Below are 17125 nucleotides of genomic sequence, written 5' to 3' on the forward strand. Positions count from 1 at the left end.
GAGACTCGTCCAACAGAGAATTGCAAGCCCCACTCCAGCCCGCGACACCTCGCTCCATGCAGGTAGCCCTGTTCGTGACAGGGCTGCTCTGGATGTTTGCCGCCCGCGCGGTCTCGGAACGCAGCGTCCAGATCATCGCCACGCAGCTTAATTTGCCTCTGTTCTACGCTCCGCTGCAGCACGCGTGTCTTGCTGCGTTGCTGGCGGTGGGATTTGCCGCGCTGAACTGGCTCGGAACCCGCCGCGGTGGCGTTCGCGAGTCGAACGCCTTGCCGAGCAGGTCCACCGTTCGGCAGGAGTGGTCCCGCGGGTTCGCCCTTGGCTGGGGAATGGTCCTCTTCGCACTCCTTCCGCTCGTGCTCTTCGGCGGTCTCGGACCTAGCTTCCTCTTTACGCCATCCCTGCTCGGTCGCAGCGTCCTTGCCATCCTCACGCTGGCCTTCTCCACGCTCGCGACGGAGCTGGCCTTTCGTGGTTTCCTCTATCAGCGCCTCACCGCAGCCATTGGAATCGTTGGCTCGACCTTCCTGATGGCGCTCTTCTACGCCTTCTTCTGCGCGTCTCATCCCAACGCCACGGCATTCACCTTTATCGTCACGTTCCTCTTCGGCCTCTTCTACTCCGTGGCCTGGCAGAGAACCCATGCACTCTGGGTCGGATGGGGAGTTCACTTCGCCTGGAGCGCCGTTGCCGGCGTGATCTTCGGTCTGCCTGTCGCCGGTTACTCGAACTACTCCACCCTGGTTCAGAGCGCCACGTCTGGGTATGACTTCCTCACCGGGGGGGCCTACGGTTTGGAAGGTTCGCTCGTTGCCGCCGTGGCGGTATGCCTCGGTCTCCCCGTGCTCTACCGCATCACCCGCGACTACGCCTGGCACTACACGGCGCCGGAGATCATCGCGGCCGGTTACGCGATGGAGGTCGCGCCGCCTCCGGCTCACGCCGCGATGGAAGCCCAGGCAAAGCCCGCACCGCTCGTGCAGATCGCCTCCATCACACCGGCCGGCGCCTCCACCCTGGTCGAGGCCAACGATCTCCTCCGTCGCGAGCGTGAAGCGCGGGGTCTCCCCGGATCCGAATAGCGAGCTGGCAACCGTCCCAGTTTCGGACGGTTGGCAGCGAAACGTCTCACCAAAGGACATTCCTTCAGACAGAAGAAGCCTCGCCGATAGCAACTGCGACATAAATGCAGTTTGGTGTCGGGTAGCGGCGGTGCGCAGGACAGTAAAGCAGCGCCGTACCCGGAAGCGGAGCTCCCTTTGTTTTCTTCCCGTCGTACTCTCGCCGTTGCGGTCAGTTTGTTGGCCTGCACACTCGCCGCCCCTCTCAGCGTCCTCGCCCAGAAGTCGATCTACATCGACTACCCGCAGAAGAAGGGCAAGACCCAGGGGCTCGAGTGGACCGCCCTGCCTTCCTGGATCACGCTGGACATGGAGCTTCGCCAGCGCACCGAAGGCCAGACCGCCTTCTCCCAGGCCCTGAACGCCGATCGTGACTACCAGCTCTCGCGCGTCCGCGGTGGCCTCGAGGTCCGGCCGTCGTCCTGGCTGACGGCCTACGCCCAGTTCCATGACACCCACGCCCTCGGTCTGCCGCTGCACACGGTGTCGTCCAACATGCGCGACACCTTCGACCTGCGCCAGGGCTACCTCGACCTGCACCACGGCCCGGTCCACCTGCTCGCAGGGCGGCAGGAGCTCAAGTTTGGCGGCGAGCGCCTCGTAGGTATCAGCGACTGGACCAACAACAGCCGCACCTTTGACGGCTTCGACCTCCGCATCGGCAACAGAAACCGGGTCGACGTCTTCACCGCTTCGGTCGTTACCGTCGCTCCGACTTCGCTGGACAAGCACGGCGCGGGCCTCACCTTCCACGGCATTGACGCCTCCATCGTGTCGATCCCCAAGGTGCACATCGAGCCCTATCTGTTCATCAAGGCCATCCGCAAGGTCACCAGCGCCGAAAACATCGCAGGTAGCGAGCTTGCCTGGACTCCGGGTGTCGACATCGAAGGCAAGCTGCCGGCCGGGTTCTGCTACAACCTCAATGCAGCGCTTCAGCGCGGCTCCTACTCGAACGATGGAATCCGCTCCGGCCAGGCCTACGGCAAGCTCTTCTACTCGGCCACAAAGCTGCCCTGGAAGCCCCGTCTCGGCGCGGAAGTGGACTACGCCACCGGCAATAATCACGCCCTCGCCGGCCGCTGGTCTACGTTCGACCAGCTCTACCCCAGCAACCACAACGCCTTCGGCTTGACCGATATCTTCGGCTATCAGAACATCCGGCAGGAGCGCCTCAATCTGGACCTGCTTCCCACAAAGGATCTCTCGATCCTGGTTCAGGGAAGCTTCCTGGAGATGGCCACGACCCGCGACAGCGTCTACACCTCCAGCGGCTCCGCGCTCATCAAGGTCCCGACCGCCGGCTTCACCTCCGATCACCTCGGCGAGGAGTTCGATGCCTCGGCCAAGTACGTCTGGCACAACTACGTCGTCGCCAACATCGGCGTCGGCCACTTCTTCGCAGACTCCCCGGCGATGGTCAATGCCAAGAAGTACGACAACACCCTCGCATACTTCAGCCTCGTTTACCGCTATCGCGTGGACAAACGGGGTGAAGAAGCGAACTAATTCAATCTGGAATCCTGAATCGGTGCTGGCTTTCATCATTCGAAAGTCAGCACCTTTTTTGCTACACAGCAGCCCTTGTCAGAACCTCGGGAAAGGTGCACACTCAGGTACCGAAAGCATCAGGTGGTGCTCCATGGGCTCTCTGCAGTGCAGGCTGAGCGCGGTCACCTCCATCGCCATCCTCACGGCGATGGTGCTTTGTGCGTCTGCCAGAGGCGCTGCAGGCCAGGTCTTCGTCGTTGGGGAGAAGACGGCAGAAGCAGACGTCACCACGGACTTCCACCCGACCCACGTCGAGCTCCCAACGAAACCCCTCAGCGAGGGCGGCTACCAGGACCTCATCCGCAACCTCGAGTCCGAGCAGGGCTTTGCCCACCGCGAGCTTCCTCTCGGCGCAGGCCTGACCCTCGTTGCCAACGGAAACCTTACTCCCCGTGGCGAAGAGTACAAGCAGATCCTGTACAAGAAGGGTGAGTCAGCCGCCGCCGGGGAGCGCGTCGCCATCACCGGCCTCAAGGTCGAGCGCGACCGCATCGTCATCGATGTCAACGGCGGTCCCTACGCGAAGCACCGCTTCCTCTCGCACATCAGCATCAACGACATGGCGCTCGCTCAGACAGGACCGCTTGCGACTGGTTCGCGCATTACCCTCGTCTTTGAGGGGGGCATCCCGGAGGTAACGGCCTCTGAGGTGAAGGCGCTCCTCGATCCCGTCATCGACTTCCGCGCCCGCTCCGCCGCCGAAGCCTATGCCAACTCCATGGCCCCGGTCGTGCGGGACGCCATCGAGTCCCACACCATCCTCGTCGGCATGGATCAGCGCATGGTCCTCGCATCACTGGGAGCCCCTAAGAGTAAAGACCGAGAGCACACCGACGGCAACGACGCCAACTCACCCGTCTTAGAGGAGTGGATCTACGGAGAGCCGCCCACGCCGATCCAGTTCGTCCGCTTTCGCGGAGGTCGCGTCGTTCGCCTCGAGATCGCAGCCATCGGCAGGCCCATCGAGGTGCACGACCGAAATGAGATGGGCAACCAGGACGAGCCTGTCCTCCAGGCCCGCACCGTCCTTAACGGCGACGAGCAGCGGGTCCCCGGAGGAGATCTCGGATCCCGTCGGCCACCGACGCTCGCGCGTCCCGGAGAGGTCCTCAACGCTGAGGCCACCACAATGGGCAAGGTCCTGATCCCTGGCAGCTCCGATAGCGACAAGACCTGCACCCCTCCAACCTCAACGTCTTCGCCTTCCGCCTCGGCAAATAGCCCGGATTCCACTGCGGGAGCGGCCAGCAAGCCAGCCACCGCGGGCGCCGCGAATTCCCAGCCTGCCTCCGGAACCGCTCCGGCACCCTGCACGACCGTAGCTGACGCCAGCAGGAAAGCACCGCAGCGATCCGCCGGGGCCACTGGCAGCGGGGGAGTCAACGCAGGTTCAATCGGCCTCCCGACAGGACTGCCGGACGACGATGGCACGGGAGTCTCGGGCCGCACCACTGCTCCGACGAACGGTTCAGCCCCCGGGGCGACCTATCCGGGTTCCGGCGCACCCGGAATGGGCCTGCCGAACTCGTCGCCAACGCTGCCGGGAAGCAACATCCCCCTCGGGCCAAATCACGCAGCCGCTGGCCTGCAGCCCTGAACGGATTCCAGGGCGTCCTAAGCTGCATTCACCGGCGGCCTGGTGTAAGATAAGAGCGAGCTATACCGGCTTCGTCCTCCCTGTTTGGCCCCGCCTAAAGCCAGCCTCAACAGTCTGCCAACGGACGAGTCTTGCGCCCGCCGCACCTCGTCGGAGCAAAGCCGCAAGCGAAATTTTTCTGTCGAAGGAGAACCACCATGGCGAAGATTGCCAAGACCGGTGACCGCGCTAAGGTCATGGATACCCAGAAGAGCACCGATTGCCCGAAGTGCTCCAAGCCCACCCGCATCGTGAAGCGCGTGAAGGATCGTGAGCGCGGCGTCCCCGGTGGCGTTTACATCTCCTGCTCGGCCTGCGACTTCTTCGAGAAGCTCTAGTCCGCACTTCGAGAGCCCTCGAAACCCTCTGCAGTCGGGGCCGCAGTCAGGGCTCAGGTTCGCTACCCGAAGGAACCTCTTTTGAGTCCTTCATCGTTTGTTGAACCACCCTCGGGCAACCCGATTTGCTGTTGAAAAATGACCGTGAAAAGTCCGCCTTGGTGGCGGACTTTTTCACTTAAGGTCGCGTCTCATGGAGGTGTCCAGGATTGGGTCAGGGAGAGCCGGACGTAACACCTTTGTTTCCACAAGTGACTTGACGACCGTCACTTCCCGGTAGCAGACTCCCTCTCGGCTTAGAAGTCTTGACCCAGTCTGCGGCAACCACCGTAGCCGGAAGTACAGGAACTACAGGAAGTACAGGAACCATGGCAACGAGCATCACCGTAACCTCCCCCGTCGCTGAAGTCTTCGCCTCCACCCCGCTTTACACCCGGCCCACCTTCCTGATGTGTCCGCCCGAGTGGTACGGCGTCGACTACGTCATCAATCCCTGGATGGCCGGAAACCTCCACCGCAGCTCTCGCGATCTCGCCTTCGCACAATGGAAGGGCATCCACAACGTCCTTCGTGGCGTCGCCGACGTGCGTCTGCTGCATCCCGAACCCGGCTGTCCCGACATGGTCTTCCTCGGCCACGGCGCGCTCGTGAATCACGGCGTCGCAGCTCTTTCCAGCTTCCACCACGCTGAACGCCGCGCCGAGAGCACCTATCTCCGCCGCTGGCTGGCAAGCCAGGGCTTCCTGCTCTGGGAGACACCCCGGAACACCGCCTTCGAAGGCGAAGGCGACGTCACCTTCGACGACTCCGGCCACACCCTCTGGGCAGGCCACGGCGTTCGTACCGCACGCGCCGCTCACTCGCACATCGCGAACGCGTGGCACATCGCGGTGCGCTCGCTGCACCTGGTCGATCCCCGCTTCTTCCACCTTGACACCTGCTTCGCGCCGCTCTTCGGCGGCTTCGTCATGTACTACCCCGGAGCCTTCGACAAGGCCTCGCTGGCCCTCATCGAAAGCGTCTACCCGGCGGAGAAGCGCATCCTCGTCTCCGAGGCCGACGCCATGCGGATGGCCTGCTGCGCGCTCAACATTGGCCGCGCGGTGTTCACCGGAGAGCTCAGCCAGGACCTCGCTATGCGCCTCTTCGACGCAGGCTTCGACGTCGTGCAGCTGGAGCTATCCGAGTTCATCAAGGGTGGCGGTGGTGCGAAGTCCATGGCCTTGCGGCTCAGCGACCTGCCTGTTACTCACGGGCTACTCGGACAAGTTCATCCAACGCCAGGTCTCGTGGCCTGATCGAACCAGTATTGGCCGGAAATGAACCCGGCCCATCGAGAGGCGGACGCGATTGCGTCCGCCATTTTTTGTGCCTATCCAACCCCAAAGTGAAAGACCCCGCCTTGGCGGGGTCTTTCTATTCGATTGTGGCTATTAAGTTGTCTTCGACTCGAGGCGTCCTCAGTCCAGCTGGCTATCGATCTGCGACCCCGACCAGTCGGCCTCCGCCTACACCCGGCATGCCGGGAAACAGTGGCGGTTCGCCTTCTTTCATCAGGGACGCAATCAGCTCCGGATCGTTGGGAGTGACGCGTTCGATGCGGACCTTTGCCGTACCGCCAATCCCAAGCCTGTGGGCCGCAGCCCAGCTCAGGTCGATCATGCGGTTGTCCGGCACCGGACCGCGGTCGTTCACGCGAACAAAGGCGACCTTCCGATTGCCCAGGTTCGTCACGCGCACCCAGCTGCCCATAGGCAGCGAACGGTGCGCACACGTTAGCGCATTCATATCGAACTTCTCTCCACCCGCCGTCCGGCGTCCCTGAAATTTCTTGCCGTACCAGGACGCTCGGCCGATCTCAAACCAGGAATGCCGGCTTGAGTGCGGCTTGTTGCTTGGCTGATCGGCAGATCCCTTTGGCTGCGCAGGCGCAGCCAGAAGTGTTGCCGTCAGGCCCAGAGAGAAAGCCAGCAAGCTGGCTGTCGAACGTATGCGACCCTTGCGCGCCGGCATTACTTCGCCTGTCTGCAGGTTCATTTCGTTCATGTATCTATTGTCCCGAGCTTCTTAGGCTTAAGTCAAACAAGATAAAGGACTTTATCTTGAAAAGAATATTGCTTTCCGGGCCCGGTTATGGTAGGAAAGAAGTATCCAGAAACGACTAGAACCATCTCTCGTTTCGTGATGTCGAGCAACCGGCCTCAGAGTCTGCTTCCTATCCTTTGAATACTTCACCTGTGCTTCACGCTGCCCGTCCAGCCAACTTTGTTGTTGTCTCACTGGATACGGGTGATGAAACCCCATCGGTTCAGGCCTCGCCTGCTGCTTCCGGTGTCTCAGATTGGGGCGATGCTTGCCCATAGCCTCACCTTCAAAGCCGCCCGTCGTTTGGAGCATCGCCGGCCACGATCCCTCATCGGGCGCGGGCTTTACCGCCGATCTGCTCACCTTTGCCGCCCACGGCCTCTTCGCTGCAACCGTTCCAACCGCGCTCACGGCGCAGTCGACCCTTGGGGTCGCCGCCGTGGAACCGGTGCGTGCTGAGTTCCTGCGACTCAGCCTGGAGACCCTTCTGGCCGATCTTCCGCCGGCCGGGATCAAGATCGGCATGCTCGGCTCAGCTGACGCCGCAGGAGTCATCGCAGACGTCCTGCGTAGGCTTTCTATCTCCGGCGAGAAGCGGCCGCCGATCCCAGTCGTGCTCGATCCGGTTCTGGTCTCAAGCTCCGGTCGAGCTCTTTTTCCCACTGAAGCGATCGAAGAGCTTCACGCCCGGCTGTTGCCGCTCGTGACCTTCGCCACCCCCAACTACGCCGAGCTCAGCACGCTTACTGGCCTCTCCGTGAGCTCTGAGTCGCAGGCGAGGGAAGCCGGAGATACTCTCGCCCTCCGCCACCCCCAGCTGAACCTCGTCGTGACAGGTGGAGACCGGGAGCAGCCAACCGATCTTCTGAGAACGACAGAAGGGACGTGGACTGCGTTCCCGGGCGCGCGGATCGAATCGACCTCGACCCACGGCACCGGCTGCGCCTTTTCATCTGCTTTGCTCGCCGGACTCGTTCTGGGAGCGGGCCCGTTGGCTGCCGTCGCGGGAGCCAAGAGTTTCGTCAGCGAAGGCATCCGGCTCGCAAAGGGAATTGGCGGTGGCCGCGGCCCGCTACATCTCACCTGGCCTCTCGACCGTAAGGCATAGCCGGAGCTGTGAAGCCGCCTTAGTTCGAACCTTCGGCTGCCTCGAATGTCAAGCCCACACAATTCCCGAAAGGAATCGCGGGAGTTAACATGCTGGCCCCGGGCCGCATGCAGGACTTTCAAGAGATCTCACAAACCATTACAGGGTAATCAGTTGTTAAACCTATCTTACCGGCCAATCCGTAGGCGAATGGTCCCGCCTTAAAGCCGGAGACGCAGAGATCACCCTGATATCCTGAAGCAGCTATGGCCCTCGATCTACAAGTCAACGGCGTCCTCCGCCACTTCGCCGACCTGCAACCACCCGTCACGCTGGACATCGTAGTTGCCGATCTGGGCCTGCAGGCCGGGCGGGTGGCGGTTGAACACAACGGCGATATCGTTCCGCGATCCATTTGGGAGACGCGGAACGTCAGCAATCTGGACAAACTTGAAGTAGTTCATTTTGTAGGTGGCGGAACGCTATAGCAGCAAAATGGTTAGCGCCAAAGATGCTGGCCGCGATTCGGCAGCTACGCCATCGCTGGGAAGCCAAGCCGATTGAGCATCTCGTCCATCCCGCGTTCGTAGAGAATCGCCCGTCCACCGTCATAGAGCCCCTGGATCGTCCGGGCGCCTGCCGACGCCAGAGATGGACCTAGCTGGGGATCTTGCCGCAGCCGCTCCAGCGCCTCGGCAAGCTGCTCGCTCGAGAACGCATCGACGATCAGGGCGTCCGTTCCATCCCGCAACAGCTCCGAAGCTCCACAGTTCCGGGTCGCGATCGCGGGAAGGCCGTGGCCGATCGCCTCAAAGAGCGCCATCCCGAACCCGTCATCGATGCTCGGCAGCACGAACGCGTCGCAGCGGTGGTAGAAGTCGCTGAGGTTCGGCACGTACCGCACCACCTCCACGTTGGGGAGCGCCTTCAGCAGCTCCGCCAGCACCGGGTACTCCTCCAGCTCGCCATCACTCCGGATGAGCAGCAGGGCATTCGCCCATCCCAGCCGCTTCCAGGCCTCCAGCAGGTAGAAGTACCCCTTACGCAAGGGGTTGCCACCTACGACCCCCACAGTGAACGGAGCATCGCTGGAACGTCTGATAACTGTTGAGGATGACTTGGGAGCCCTCCCCAGCAAGGGAGCCAGTACGGCCTTGGCGCGTAGGTCAGGCGCGAAAGAACTGCGGCTGTACTCCGAAGGCGAAAGGATGACGTCAGCTTCAAGATATTCCTGCAACTGCTTGTCAATAAAAGAGGTAGAGCTCGCCGGAAATATTCCTCCCAGCTTCCGGGCTTCTTCCGCACACACGCTTTGCTGCACCCGAATGTCCGGGCAGGCGCGGTCAAGCACGAACTTGGCACCGCGTTTCTTTGCGGCGCGTCCTGTCGCCAGGCTGGAGCTGGCCGCACCAATCACAATGTCCGCATCGCCGATACGAAGGGACGACACAAGGTCGAAGAGCGAGCTGTCAGCGTCGGACAGCGCAGGTGGGATCGAGATTCGGGTCAAGCCCTGAATCATGTTGAACGGTTGTGGCGTGAACTGGTGGCGGACCCCGGTCTCAAAGCCAGACATTCGGCTGCGCGGCGTGCTCGTGTTCATCGTCACGCCGAAGCCGCGCTGAATCAGCGAGTTGGCCGGAAGGCGATAATGCATCTGCCGTCCCGTCGAGATCAGAACCTGCCGGGAGTCGCTGCTACGGGCCACAGGGAAACGATAGCATCGGACAATCGTCAGATTCCAGTCCGAGGGAACCTGGCGCGCTGGATCTTATATATACAGAATATCTGTTATCGGACATAGACTCGACACCAAAGCTCATGCTGCAGCGTGAATCTGATCGCCATCACCGCTATCCTCCGGCCTACGCAACTTGAACCCGGCCCGCGCGAGCAGGACTTATCCGCATCGGCCCCCTGTGATAAATTCAAACTGTCGCAAGCAGTTGCGGAGAGATGGCCGAGTGGCTGAAGGCGCACGCTTGGAAAGCGTGTATACCGCAAGGTATCCAGGGTTCGAATCCCTGTCTCTCCGCCATCAAGCTTCTCCCTTCTGTTGATCAAGCATTCGAACGGTCGCTCTAGAGCGTCTACGTTTGGTGCCGAGCCCCGTGACATCCCCAACACATTCTGGTTTCCAGGTCTGAGTTTATCCCCAGAGGCTTCCAGCTCTCGCGGAGCTTTCAGCCGGAACCTCTGCGTCCCCGGCACGAATGGAGCTGTCGTCTCCCCGGTTCCTTGCTGGAGCTTGAAAGTTCCGTCGCTGCGTGACTCAAATCACCGAGCCTCCACAGGATTGGCCGATATAACCACTCATAGCGGACTGTATCAGTCCTATATGATTGGACGAAACACAGATGCTTGCATCCGAACGAAAATCACGCCAGACGTTCCTTCAGCTCCCCGCATCGGCTTGCCTGCTGTTCCTGCTCTTTGCTCTGATGTTTCCCCTCCATAACGCATGCGCTGCGACCGGAGGCAGCCTGACGGGCACCATCACCGACCCGACCGGCGTTGTATTGCCCGGCGGCACGGTCACGCTGGAGAGTGCAAGCCTGCACAGCATCTATCGGGCGACAGCCGACGAACACGGCTTCTACAGCTTCCCGAATCTCCCCGTTGGCCACTACGACCTCACCGCAACGTCAGGTGGGTTTGCTCCGCTGCGCCGGCCCGGGATCGCCGTCGATGCGGATGCCGCCCTCCAGCTCGATCTCAAGCTGTCCCTCGACCAGCGTGCCGACGAGGTGACCGTCACCGCGAACGAGACCTCGCAGATCGACCTCACTTCGACTCACCTTGGCCAGGTCATCAACAGCCGTGAGATGACCTCTCTGCCTCTTAATGGCCGCAGCTACACGGACCTGCTTGCTCTGCAGCCGGGCGTCGCCCCCATCTCGACGTTGCTGCCCAGCTCCGTCATCATGGCGGGGGTCACGGGCAGCCTCGATCCTTCGGGCGACCTCAATCCCGGAAATCTCTCGATCAACGGCCAGCGTGAGTCCTCCAACGGCTTCCTCGTCAACGGTATCGACGTGCAGGAGCACATGAACGGTGGCACATCGGTTGTGCCGAACCTGGACTCCATCGACGAGTTTCGCGTCCTCACCAACAGCTTTGATCCCGAGTACGGCAACTACAACGGCGGCATGATCACCGTCATCTCCCGCTCCGGCAACAACAGCCTGCACGGCTCGGCCTTCGAGTTCTTCCGCAACACGGCACTCGATGCCCGGGGCTACTTCGACCCCACCCGCTCCGCGTTCAAGCAGAACCAGTTCGGCGGAACGCTTGGCGGCCCGATCCTTCGCAATCGCCTGTTCGTGTTCGGTGACTACCAGGGCACGCGTACGACGCAGGGCATCTCCACCGGCTCCATCACGGTGCCGACCCTCGCCCAGCGCGCAGGCTCCTTCGACGATCTCTCCGGAAGCGTCAGCGGCCCCTACCTGGCTTCCCTCCTCACGAGCAAACTCGGGCGCACCGTCACCTCCGGCGAGGCCTACAGCAGCGTCTTCCCCTCCGGAACGATCCCCGCCGCAGCGTGGTCCACGCCAGGACAGAAGCTCTTCCAGTACATCCCAAAGCCCAACATCAGCAGCAATCAGTTCTCGACATCCGATTACGCCCAGACGGTGCGTGACGACAAGGGTTCGCTTCGCGCCGATGCCAACACCCACTTCGGCCAGATCTCCGGCTACTACTTCGCCGACGACTACCGGCTCGACAATCCCTATCCGGGTGCAGTCGGAGGCGCCAGCATTCCGGGCTTCGATGCTCTCTTCCTCGGCCGCGCGCAGGTCTTCGCGTTGGGCGCGACGACCGTACTTGGCGCGAACACCGTCAATGAGCTGCATCTTGGCTTCCTGCGCAACGCAAATGTCATTGGCCAGCCAAAGGGCGGTACCGGGGTCAGCCTTGCGTCGCAAGGCTTCACCACCGGTGCGAACACCTCCGGCATCGTGGTTCAGGCGCCGCAATTCGAAGGCGTGGAGAACCTCGACCTTCCTGGCTTCACCATGGGTGTTCCCATCTCCAATGAGACCCAGGTGAACAATACGATCTATCTCAGCGATGGCCTCTCGCGAGCCTTCGGTCCGCACACCGTCAAGGTCGGCGTGCAGGCTCACTTCGACCAGGTGAACGAGCACCCCAATGGCATCTTCAACGGTACCTTCAACCTGAACGGCACCGAAACCGGGGACGCCTTCGCCGATCTTCTGCTTGGGGTTCCCAGTAGCTATCAGCAATCCTCTGGCCCGCAGTTTTACCTGCGCAACCGCTACTTCGGCTCCTACGCGCAGGATAGCTGGCACGCTCGCCAGAACCTGACCCTCAACGCCGGCCTGCGCTGGGACGTCATCATGCCCTTCTGGGAGAAGTACAACCAGCTCGGCACCTTCCTTCCGGGCAACCAGTCGACGCTCTTTCCCGGAGCTCCAGCCGGCGTCGTCGTCGTGGGAGATCCCGGCGTGCCCAGCACCATCGCCCCCACGCATTACACCGACTTCTCGCCGCGCATCGGCTTCGCCTACGCTCCAGCCTTTGATCGCGGCCTTGCCCATCTGCTCTTCGGAGTCACTGGCCAAAGCAGCATCCGCGCCAGCTTCGGCGTCTTCCATACCCAGTTTCCCGGACTTCTCGCCGGAATCATGTACGCGGTTCCACCCTATGGCTACACCTACATCAGCCCCGGACCACCCCTGCTCGGAACTCCCTTCGTGACGGCCGCCACCGGCGTGGACAACGGGCAGCGCTTCCCATTCGCCTTCCCGTCTCACAACGTCTCCAGGAGCAACCCGGACAGCTCCATCGACTGGTCGAACTTTCTTCCCTTCGAGTCCGATCCCTTCTTCAATGTGAAGAACCGCTCGCCCTACCTCAGCAATTACATGCTCTCCTTCCAGCGCCAGATCAACCCCGCCACGCTGCTCACCGTCAGCTACGTTGGAAACCAGGGGCACCGCGTCCCCACGGTCGTTTCGGTGAACCCCGGCAATGCTGCGCTCTGCCTGAGCCTCTCCCAATGTGGCCCCTTCGGCGAGGACAACAACTACACCTCGGCAAGCGGAGCGACAGTCTACGGCACTCGCTCTGGCCAGAACGACGGCCTGCCTGTCGATGGCTCCGAGCAGTTTGGCGAGAACACCTCGGTCGGCACGATCGCTAACTCCAGCTACAACGCCCTCGAATCCACGCTGCGCTATCAGCACGGAGCTTCGCATCTTCTCCTCAGTTACGCCTGGGCAAAGTCCATCGACCAGGGCTCCAACATCGGCGAGCAGCTGAACCCGTTCGACGCACGCTTGAGCCGCGCCATCTCGGCCTGGGACCAGAAGCACACCTTCGTCGCGAGCTACTCCCTGGCGCTCCCCGTCCAGAACCTCTTTCGTGCTTCCAACCGCTGGACTCAGGGCTGGACGGTGTCCGGCACGACCCGCTTTGCGACTGGCTTCCCGGTCACCCTCACCGACACCTCGGACAACTCACTGCTGGGTACGCTGGGCAACGGCGTGAACAACTACCTGCTCGATACGCCCCGCTACCTCGCCGGAGAAGCGCTCCACATCAACCACAACGGCCGCAACAACCAGCCAGCCTTCAACACCGCAGTCTTTCCCGAAGAGGTCCTCGGCCAGCTTGGTAACTCCCGGCGTCGCATGTTCTACGGCCCGGGAATCGAGAACTTCGATCTCTCCCTGCAGAAATCGCTTCGCCTCGGTGAAGGCCACGCGCTCGACCTTCGTGCTGAAGGCTTCAATGTCTTCAATCACGCGCAGTTCTACGGCCCCGCATCCGTGGATGGCCAGGTCGAAGACCCCAACTTCGGCCGGATTATCAGTGCTGCCGCACCCCGGCTCATCCAGCTGGTCGCCAAATTCAGCTTCTGAAGCCAGCCCAGCTTCTGCTCCCCCCGCAGCGGTACCGCTGTTCGTATACCGACGCACCATCTACGACCAGCGGTAGTAGCTCTATCCACGGGGCCCGCGGCTGATATATGGTATGGGTGTTTCCGCATCATCTTTGCAGCGCACGGTCCCCGAGACCTTGACCTATCCTGTTGCGCCGATTCTCCCGAACTCCGGGTGACGCGGCGCGCGGTGCTGTTTCCATCCACGCAAGAATTGCGTACCTGGCGGAGGGGCCTTGTTCGTTTCAACGTTCAGTTCGAAGCACGTTTCGAAGTGGTTTTCTGGTGTTTGCCTCGCTGGCGTACTGGGTCTGATCGCAGTGCAGGCTGTTCCTGCCGCTGGCGCCCAGAGCTATGATCCCCAGCTGTTCTCCGCGCTCAAGTACCGCAGCATTGGCCCCATCCGCGGAGGCCGCGTCACGGCCGTGACCGGAGTCGCCCAGCAGCCCTACACCTACTACATGGGCTCCACGGGCGGCGGCGTCTGGAAGACCACCAACGCCGGCCACTCCTGGGAGAACATCTCCGACGGCTACTTCGCCGTAGCCTCGATCGGCGCGCTGGAAGTCGCCCCCTCGAATCCCAAGATCATCTACGTGGGCACCGGCTCCTCGAAGATCCGCAGCAACGTCTCCGTCGGCCGCGGCATGTACAAGTCCACCGACGCCGGCAAGACCTGGCAGTTCCTCGGCCTTCCCGACACGGGCCAGATCGCCACCGTCCGCATCGACCCCACGAACCCCGACGTCGTCTACGTCGCCGCCCAGGGCGACCCCTTCAAGGCCAATCCGGAGCGCGGAATCTACAAGACCACCGACGGTGGCAAGACCTGGAAGCTGGTGCTTCACGTCTCCGACACCGCTGGTGCGGCTGACGTCGAGATCCAGCCTGGCCACCCCGACGTGATCTTCGCCTGCATCTGGCACGCCCTGCGCAAGCCTTGGACGATCATCTCCGGCGCAGAAGAAGGCGGCATCTACAAGTCCACCGACGGCGGAGCGAACTGGACCAAGCTCGGCGGCGGCCTGCCCACCGGCCTCATCGGCCGCTCCAACGTGGCCATCTCCAACGCCGCGCCCGACCGCATCTACGCCCTCATCGAAGCTAAACCCGGCCAGGGCTTCTATCGCTCCGACGACGGCGGCGCCAACTGGACCCTCGTCAATCACTCCACCGAGATCTCCACTCGCCCCTTCTACTACGACACCCTGGGAGTCGATCCCAACAACGCCGACGTCATCTGGCTCGGCGACGAGACTTGGTTCAAGTCCACCGACGCAGGCAGGAGCTTCCAGCGCCAGCCCATCCCGCACGGCGACAACCACGACGTCTGGATCAACCCGAAGAACTCCATGTTCATGGTGCAGGGTGACGACGGCGGCGCGACCGTCTCCATCGACGGTGGCAAGACCTGGACTCCGCAGAACAACCAGCCCACCGCCGAGATCTATCAGGTCGCGGTCGACAATCAGTATCCCTACCGCGTCTATGGCGCGCAGCAGGACAACACCGCCGTCATCGTGCCCAGCCTGCCCCTCGGCAGTGCGCAGGACTTCCGCGACGGCCCCGGCTGCGAGACCGGCCCCATCATGCCCGACACCACCGACCCCAACATCGTCTACGGCGGCTGCAAGGGTCAGTTCTCGCGGCAGAACATCAACACCCACAACGAGGAGCGCTACTGGATCGGAGCGGAGTCGCTCTATGGCAATGCGGGCAGCGATCTTATGTATCGCTTCCAACGCGTGGCTCCGATGGAGACCTCGCCCAACGTGCCGCACGAGGAGTACTACGGCGCGCAATTTCTCTTCCGCACCCGCGATGGCGGCGTCACCTGGGAGAAGATCAGCCCGGACCTGACCGCGCATCCGGCCGGCACCCAGGGCGCCAGCGGCGAACCCATCACCCGCGACGCCACCGGCGAAGAGATCTACTCCACCATCTACTCCATCCGCGAGAGCCCGAAGATGAAGGGCCTCATCTGGGTCGGCTCCAATGATGGCGTCGTCTCGGTGACAAAGGACGACGGCAAGACCTGGGCCAACGTCACGCCCTCGGGCCTTCCCTCCGGCTGCCGTGTCCAGAACATGGAGCCCAGCCCCATCACGGCCTCCCGCGCCTACGCCGCCATCTACTGCTTCCTCAACGGTGGTGACTACTCGCCCTATATCTACAAGACCGATGACTTCGGCAAGTCATGGGCCAAGCTGACCGACGGCACGAACGGCATCCCCAAAGACTCGCCCACCCGCGTCGTCCGCGAAGACCCCGACCGCGCTGGCCTCCTCTACGCCGGCACCGAGTTTGGCATGTACGTCTCCTTCGACGATGGCAAGCACTGGCAGAGCTTCCAGCTGAACCTGCCCATCACCCCGGTCACGGACATCAAGGTCACGCATAAGGACCTGCAGGTCGCCACGCAGGGACGCTCGTTCTACATCCTGGACGACGTCACTCCCCTGCACCAGCTCAAGTCCGCAAGCTCGACCACCCCGATCCTCTTCAAGCCGAAGGAAGCCGTCCGCACCGTGCAACCCGGCGGTGGTGGAGACGCCATCGAGCGTTCGGTGCCCTCGCCAACCTACTCACGACCCGGCGCTCTCATCGACTACTACCTGCCCAAGGATGCCGACGGCGACATCACCCTTGAAATCCTCGACGGCGCTGGCAAGCACATCAAGACCTTCTCCAGCGTCGAAGCGCCCAAAGCTCCGCCTGCTGAAGAGGGCGATGACGAAGGTGGCTTCCGCCGTCGTCAGGCCCCCGCTCGCCTCGACAAGTCCGCAGGAATGCACCGCTTCACCTGGGATCTTCGTTACCCCGGCTTCTGGACCAGCGTGATGACGCCGGAAGGTGGTCAGGGCCCGATGGCTGTCCCCGGCACGTATCAGGTCAAGCTCACCGTCGGCGGCGCTACGCAGACCCAGAGCTTCACTCTGATCGAAGATCCGCGCATCACAGCCGACGGCGTCACTACCGCCGACCTTCGCGAGCAGTTCGAGCAGAACCTCAAGGCTCGCGACCTGGTCTCGGAGGTCAACAAGACCGTCGCCCGCATCCGCACCGCGCGCGTCAAGCTGGCATCCGATCCCGCAAAGCTCGCCAAGCTGAACGAGGTCGCCTCCCACGTCATCACGCCCACCATCCGCTACTCCAAGCCCGAGCTGCAGACGCACATCACCTACCTCTACAGCATGACCAACGCCACCGACCAGAAGATCGGCCATGACGCGTACGAGCGCTACGACGTGCTGAAGAAGATGCTCGCCCAGCGCAATCAGGAGCTCATGGCGATCCTCGGCACGGACTACGCCGACCTCGGTCGCCCTAGCTTCCCCGGCGACGTCACCGCGAAGCCCGGCGATGACGATGACGACAACAACAACTAGATAGCCG

At 62.4% G+C, this 17125-nt stretch carries 11 protein-coding genes and 1 tRNA gene; 10 read left to right on the forward strand and 2 right to left on the reverse strand.

Features of this window, described 5'->3' with window-relative positions:
• Nucleotides 1-20: 20 nt before the first annotated feature.
• The 5 genes from C4S68_RS03795 (at nucleotide 21) to C4S68_RS03815 (ending at nucleotide 5944) form a co-directional block, all read left to right on the forward strand.
• Nucleotides 21-1082, forward strand: coding sequence for a CPBP family intramembrane glutamic endopeptidase (locus tag C4S68_RS03795; RefSeq protein ID WP_160114983.1), 1062 nt, complete (start codon nucleotides 21-23; stop codon nucleotides 1080-1082).
• Between the two features lie 177 nt (nucleotides 1083-1259).
• The gene (locus tag C4S68_RS03800) at nucleotides 1260-2630 is read left to right on the forward strand and encodes an alginate export family protein (protein ID WP_103931653.1); all 1371 of its coding nucleotides are present in this window, start codon (nucleotides 1260-1262) and stop codon (nucleotides 2628-2630) included.
• 133 nt (nucleotides 2631-2763) lie between these two features.
• Nucleotides 2764-4269 (forward strand): DUF2845 domain-containing protein, encoded by a 1506-nt coding sequence (locus C4S68_RS03805; protein WP_103931654.1) that lies wholly within the window; start codon nucleotides 2764-2766, stop codon nucleotides 4267-4269.
• 197 nt (nucleotides 4270-4466) lie between these two features.
• On the forward strand, nucleotides 4467-4646 hold the full coding sequence (locus C4S68_RS03810) for an Rcat domain-containing protein (RefSeq protein ID WP_103931655.1): 180 nt from the start codon (nucleotides 4467-4469) through the stop codon (nucleotides 4644-4646).
• A gap of 368 nt (nucleotides 4647-5014) precedes the next feature.
• On the forward strand, nucleotides 5015-5944 hold the full coding sequence (locus tag C4S68_RS03815) for a dimethylarginine dimethylaminohydrolase family protein (RefSeq protein ID WP_103931656.1): 930 nt from the start codon (nucleotides 5015-5017) through the stop codon (nucleotides 5942-5944).
• Between the two features lie 175 nt (nucleotides 5945-6119).
• Here the strand turns inward: C4S68_RS03815 and C4S68_RS03820 are convergent, their stop codons facing one another.
• Nucleotides 6120-6683, reverse strand: coding sequence for a septal ring lytic transglycosylase RlpA family protein (locus C4S68_RS03820; RefSeq protein ID WP_200821460.1), 564 nt, complete (start codon nucleotides 6681-6683; stop codon nucleotides 6120-6122).
• Nucleotides 6684-6999: 316 nt separating this feature from the next.
• Between C4S68_RS03820 and thiD the strand changes: the two genes are divergently transcribed.
• Both thiD and thiS read left to right on the forward strand, forming a co-directional pair.
• A complete protein-coding gene (thiD, locus tag C4S68_RS03825) occupies nucleotides 7000-7839 on the forward strand; it encodes a bifunctional hydroxymethylpyrimidine kinase/phosphomethylpyrimidine kinase (protein WP_235011328.1) in 840 nt (279 codons plus the stop codon).
• Nucleotides 7840-8084: 245 nt separating this feature from the next.
• Entirely contained in the window at nucleotides 8085-8306 is a 222-nt protein-coding gene (thiS, locus tag C4S68_RS03830; protein WP_103931658.1) for a sulfur carrier protein ThiS, read from the forward strand.
• A gap of 44 nt (nucleotides 8307-8350) precedes the next feature.
• On the opposite strand, the gene C4S68_RS03835 is transcribed toward thiS, so the two are convergent.
• Nucleotides 8351-9475 (reverse strand): glycosyltransferase family 4 protein, encoded by a 1125-nt coding sequence (locus C4S68_RS03835; protein WP_146071999.1) that lies wholly within the window; start codon nucleotides 9473-9475, stop codon nucleotides 8351-8353.
• A gap of 293 nt (nucleotides 9476-9768) precedes the next feature.
• Between C4S68_RS03835 and C4S68_RS03840 the strand changes: the two genes are divergently transcribed.
• The 3 genes from C4S68_RS03840 to C4S68_RS03850 all read left to right on the forward strand — a co-directional run bounded on the left by C4S68_RS03840 (nucleotide 9769) and on the right by C4S68_RS03850 (nucleotide 17118).
• A tRNA-Ser gene (locus C4S68_RS03840) sits at nucleotides 9769-9856 on the forward strand.
• A gap of 319 nt (nucleotides 9857-10175) precedes the next feature.
• Nucleotides 10176-13709, forward strand: coding sequence for a carboxypeptidase-like regulatory domain-containing protein (locus C4S68_RS03845; protein WP_103931660.1), 3534 nt, complete (start codon nucleotides 10176-10178; stop codon nucleotides 13707-13709).
• A gap of 256 nt (nucleotides 13710-13965) precedes the next feature.
• Nucleotides 13966-17118 carry a WD40/YVTN/BNR-like repeat-containing protein gene (locus C4S68_RS03850; RefSeq protein ID WP_200821461.1) on the forward strand — a complete coding sequence of 1051 codons (3153 nt, stop codon included), beginning with the start codon at nucleotides 13966-13968 and terminating at the stop codon, nucleotides 17116-17118.
• The last annotated feature ends 7 nt before the right edge of the window (nucleotides 17119-17125 follow it).

The organism is Bryocella elongata, assembly GCF_900108185.1.
Lineage (GTDB): Bacteria > Acidobacteriota > Terriglobia > Terriglobales > Acidobacteriaceae > Granulicella > Granulicella elongata.

Excerpts from the sequence above, each read along its gene's own strand:
- C4S68_RS03835 (WP_146071999.1), bottom strand. The coding sequence starts at position 9,475 with ATGCATTATCGCCTTCCGGCCAACTCGCTGATTCAGCGCGGCTTCGGC.
- C4S68_RS03820 (WP_200821460.1), bottom strand. The coding sequence starts at position 6,683 with ATGAACCTGCAGACAGGCGAAGTAATGCCGGCGCGCAAGGGTCGCATA.
- C4S68_RS03815 (WP_103931656.1), top strand. The coding sequence starts at position 5,015 with ATGGCAACGAGCATCACCGTAACCTCCCCCGTCGCTGAAGTCTTCGCC.
- C4S68_RS03810 (WP_103931655.1), top strand. The coding sequence starts at position 4,467 with ATGGCGAAGATTGCCAAGACCGGTGACCGCGCTAAGGTCATGGATACC.
- C4S68_RS03845 (WP_103931660.1), top strand. The coding sequence starts at position 10,176 with ATGCTTGCATCCGAACGAAAATCACGCCAGACGTTCCTTCAGCTCCCC.
- C4S68_RS03805 (WP_103931654.1), top strand. The coding sequence starts at position 2,764 with ATGGGCTCTCTGCAGTGCAGGCTGAGCGCGGTCACCTCCATCGCCATC.
- thiS (WP_103931658.1), top strand. The coding sequence starts at position 8,085 with ATGGCCCTCGATCTACAAGTCAACGGCGTCCTCCGCCACTTCGCCGAC.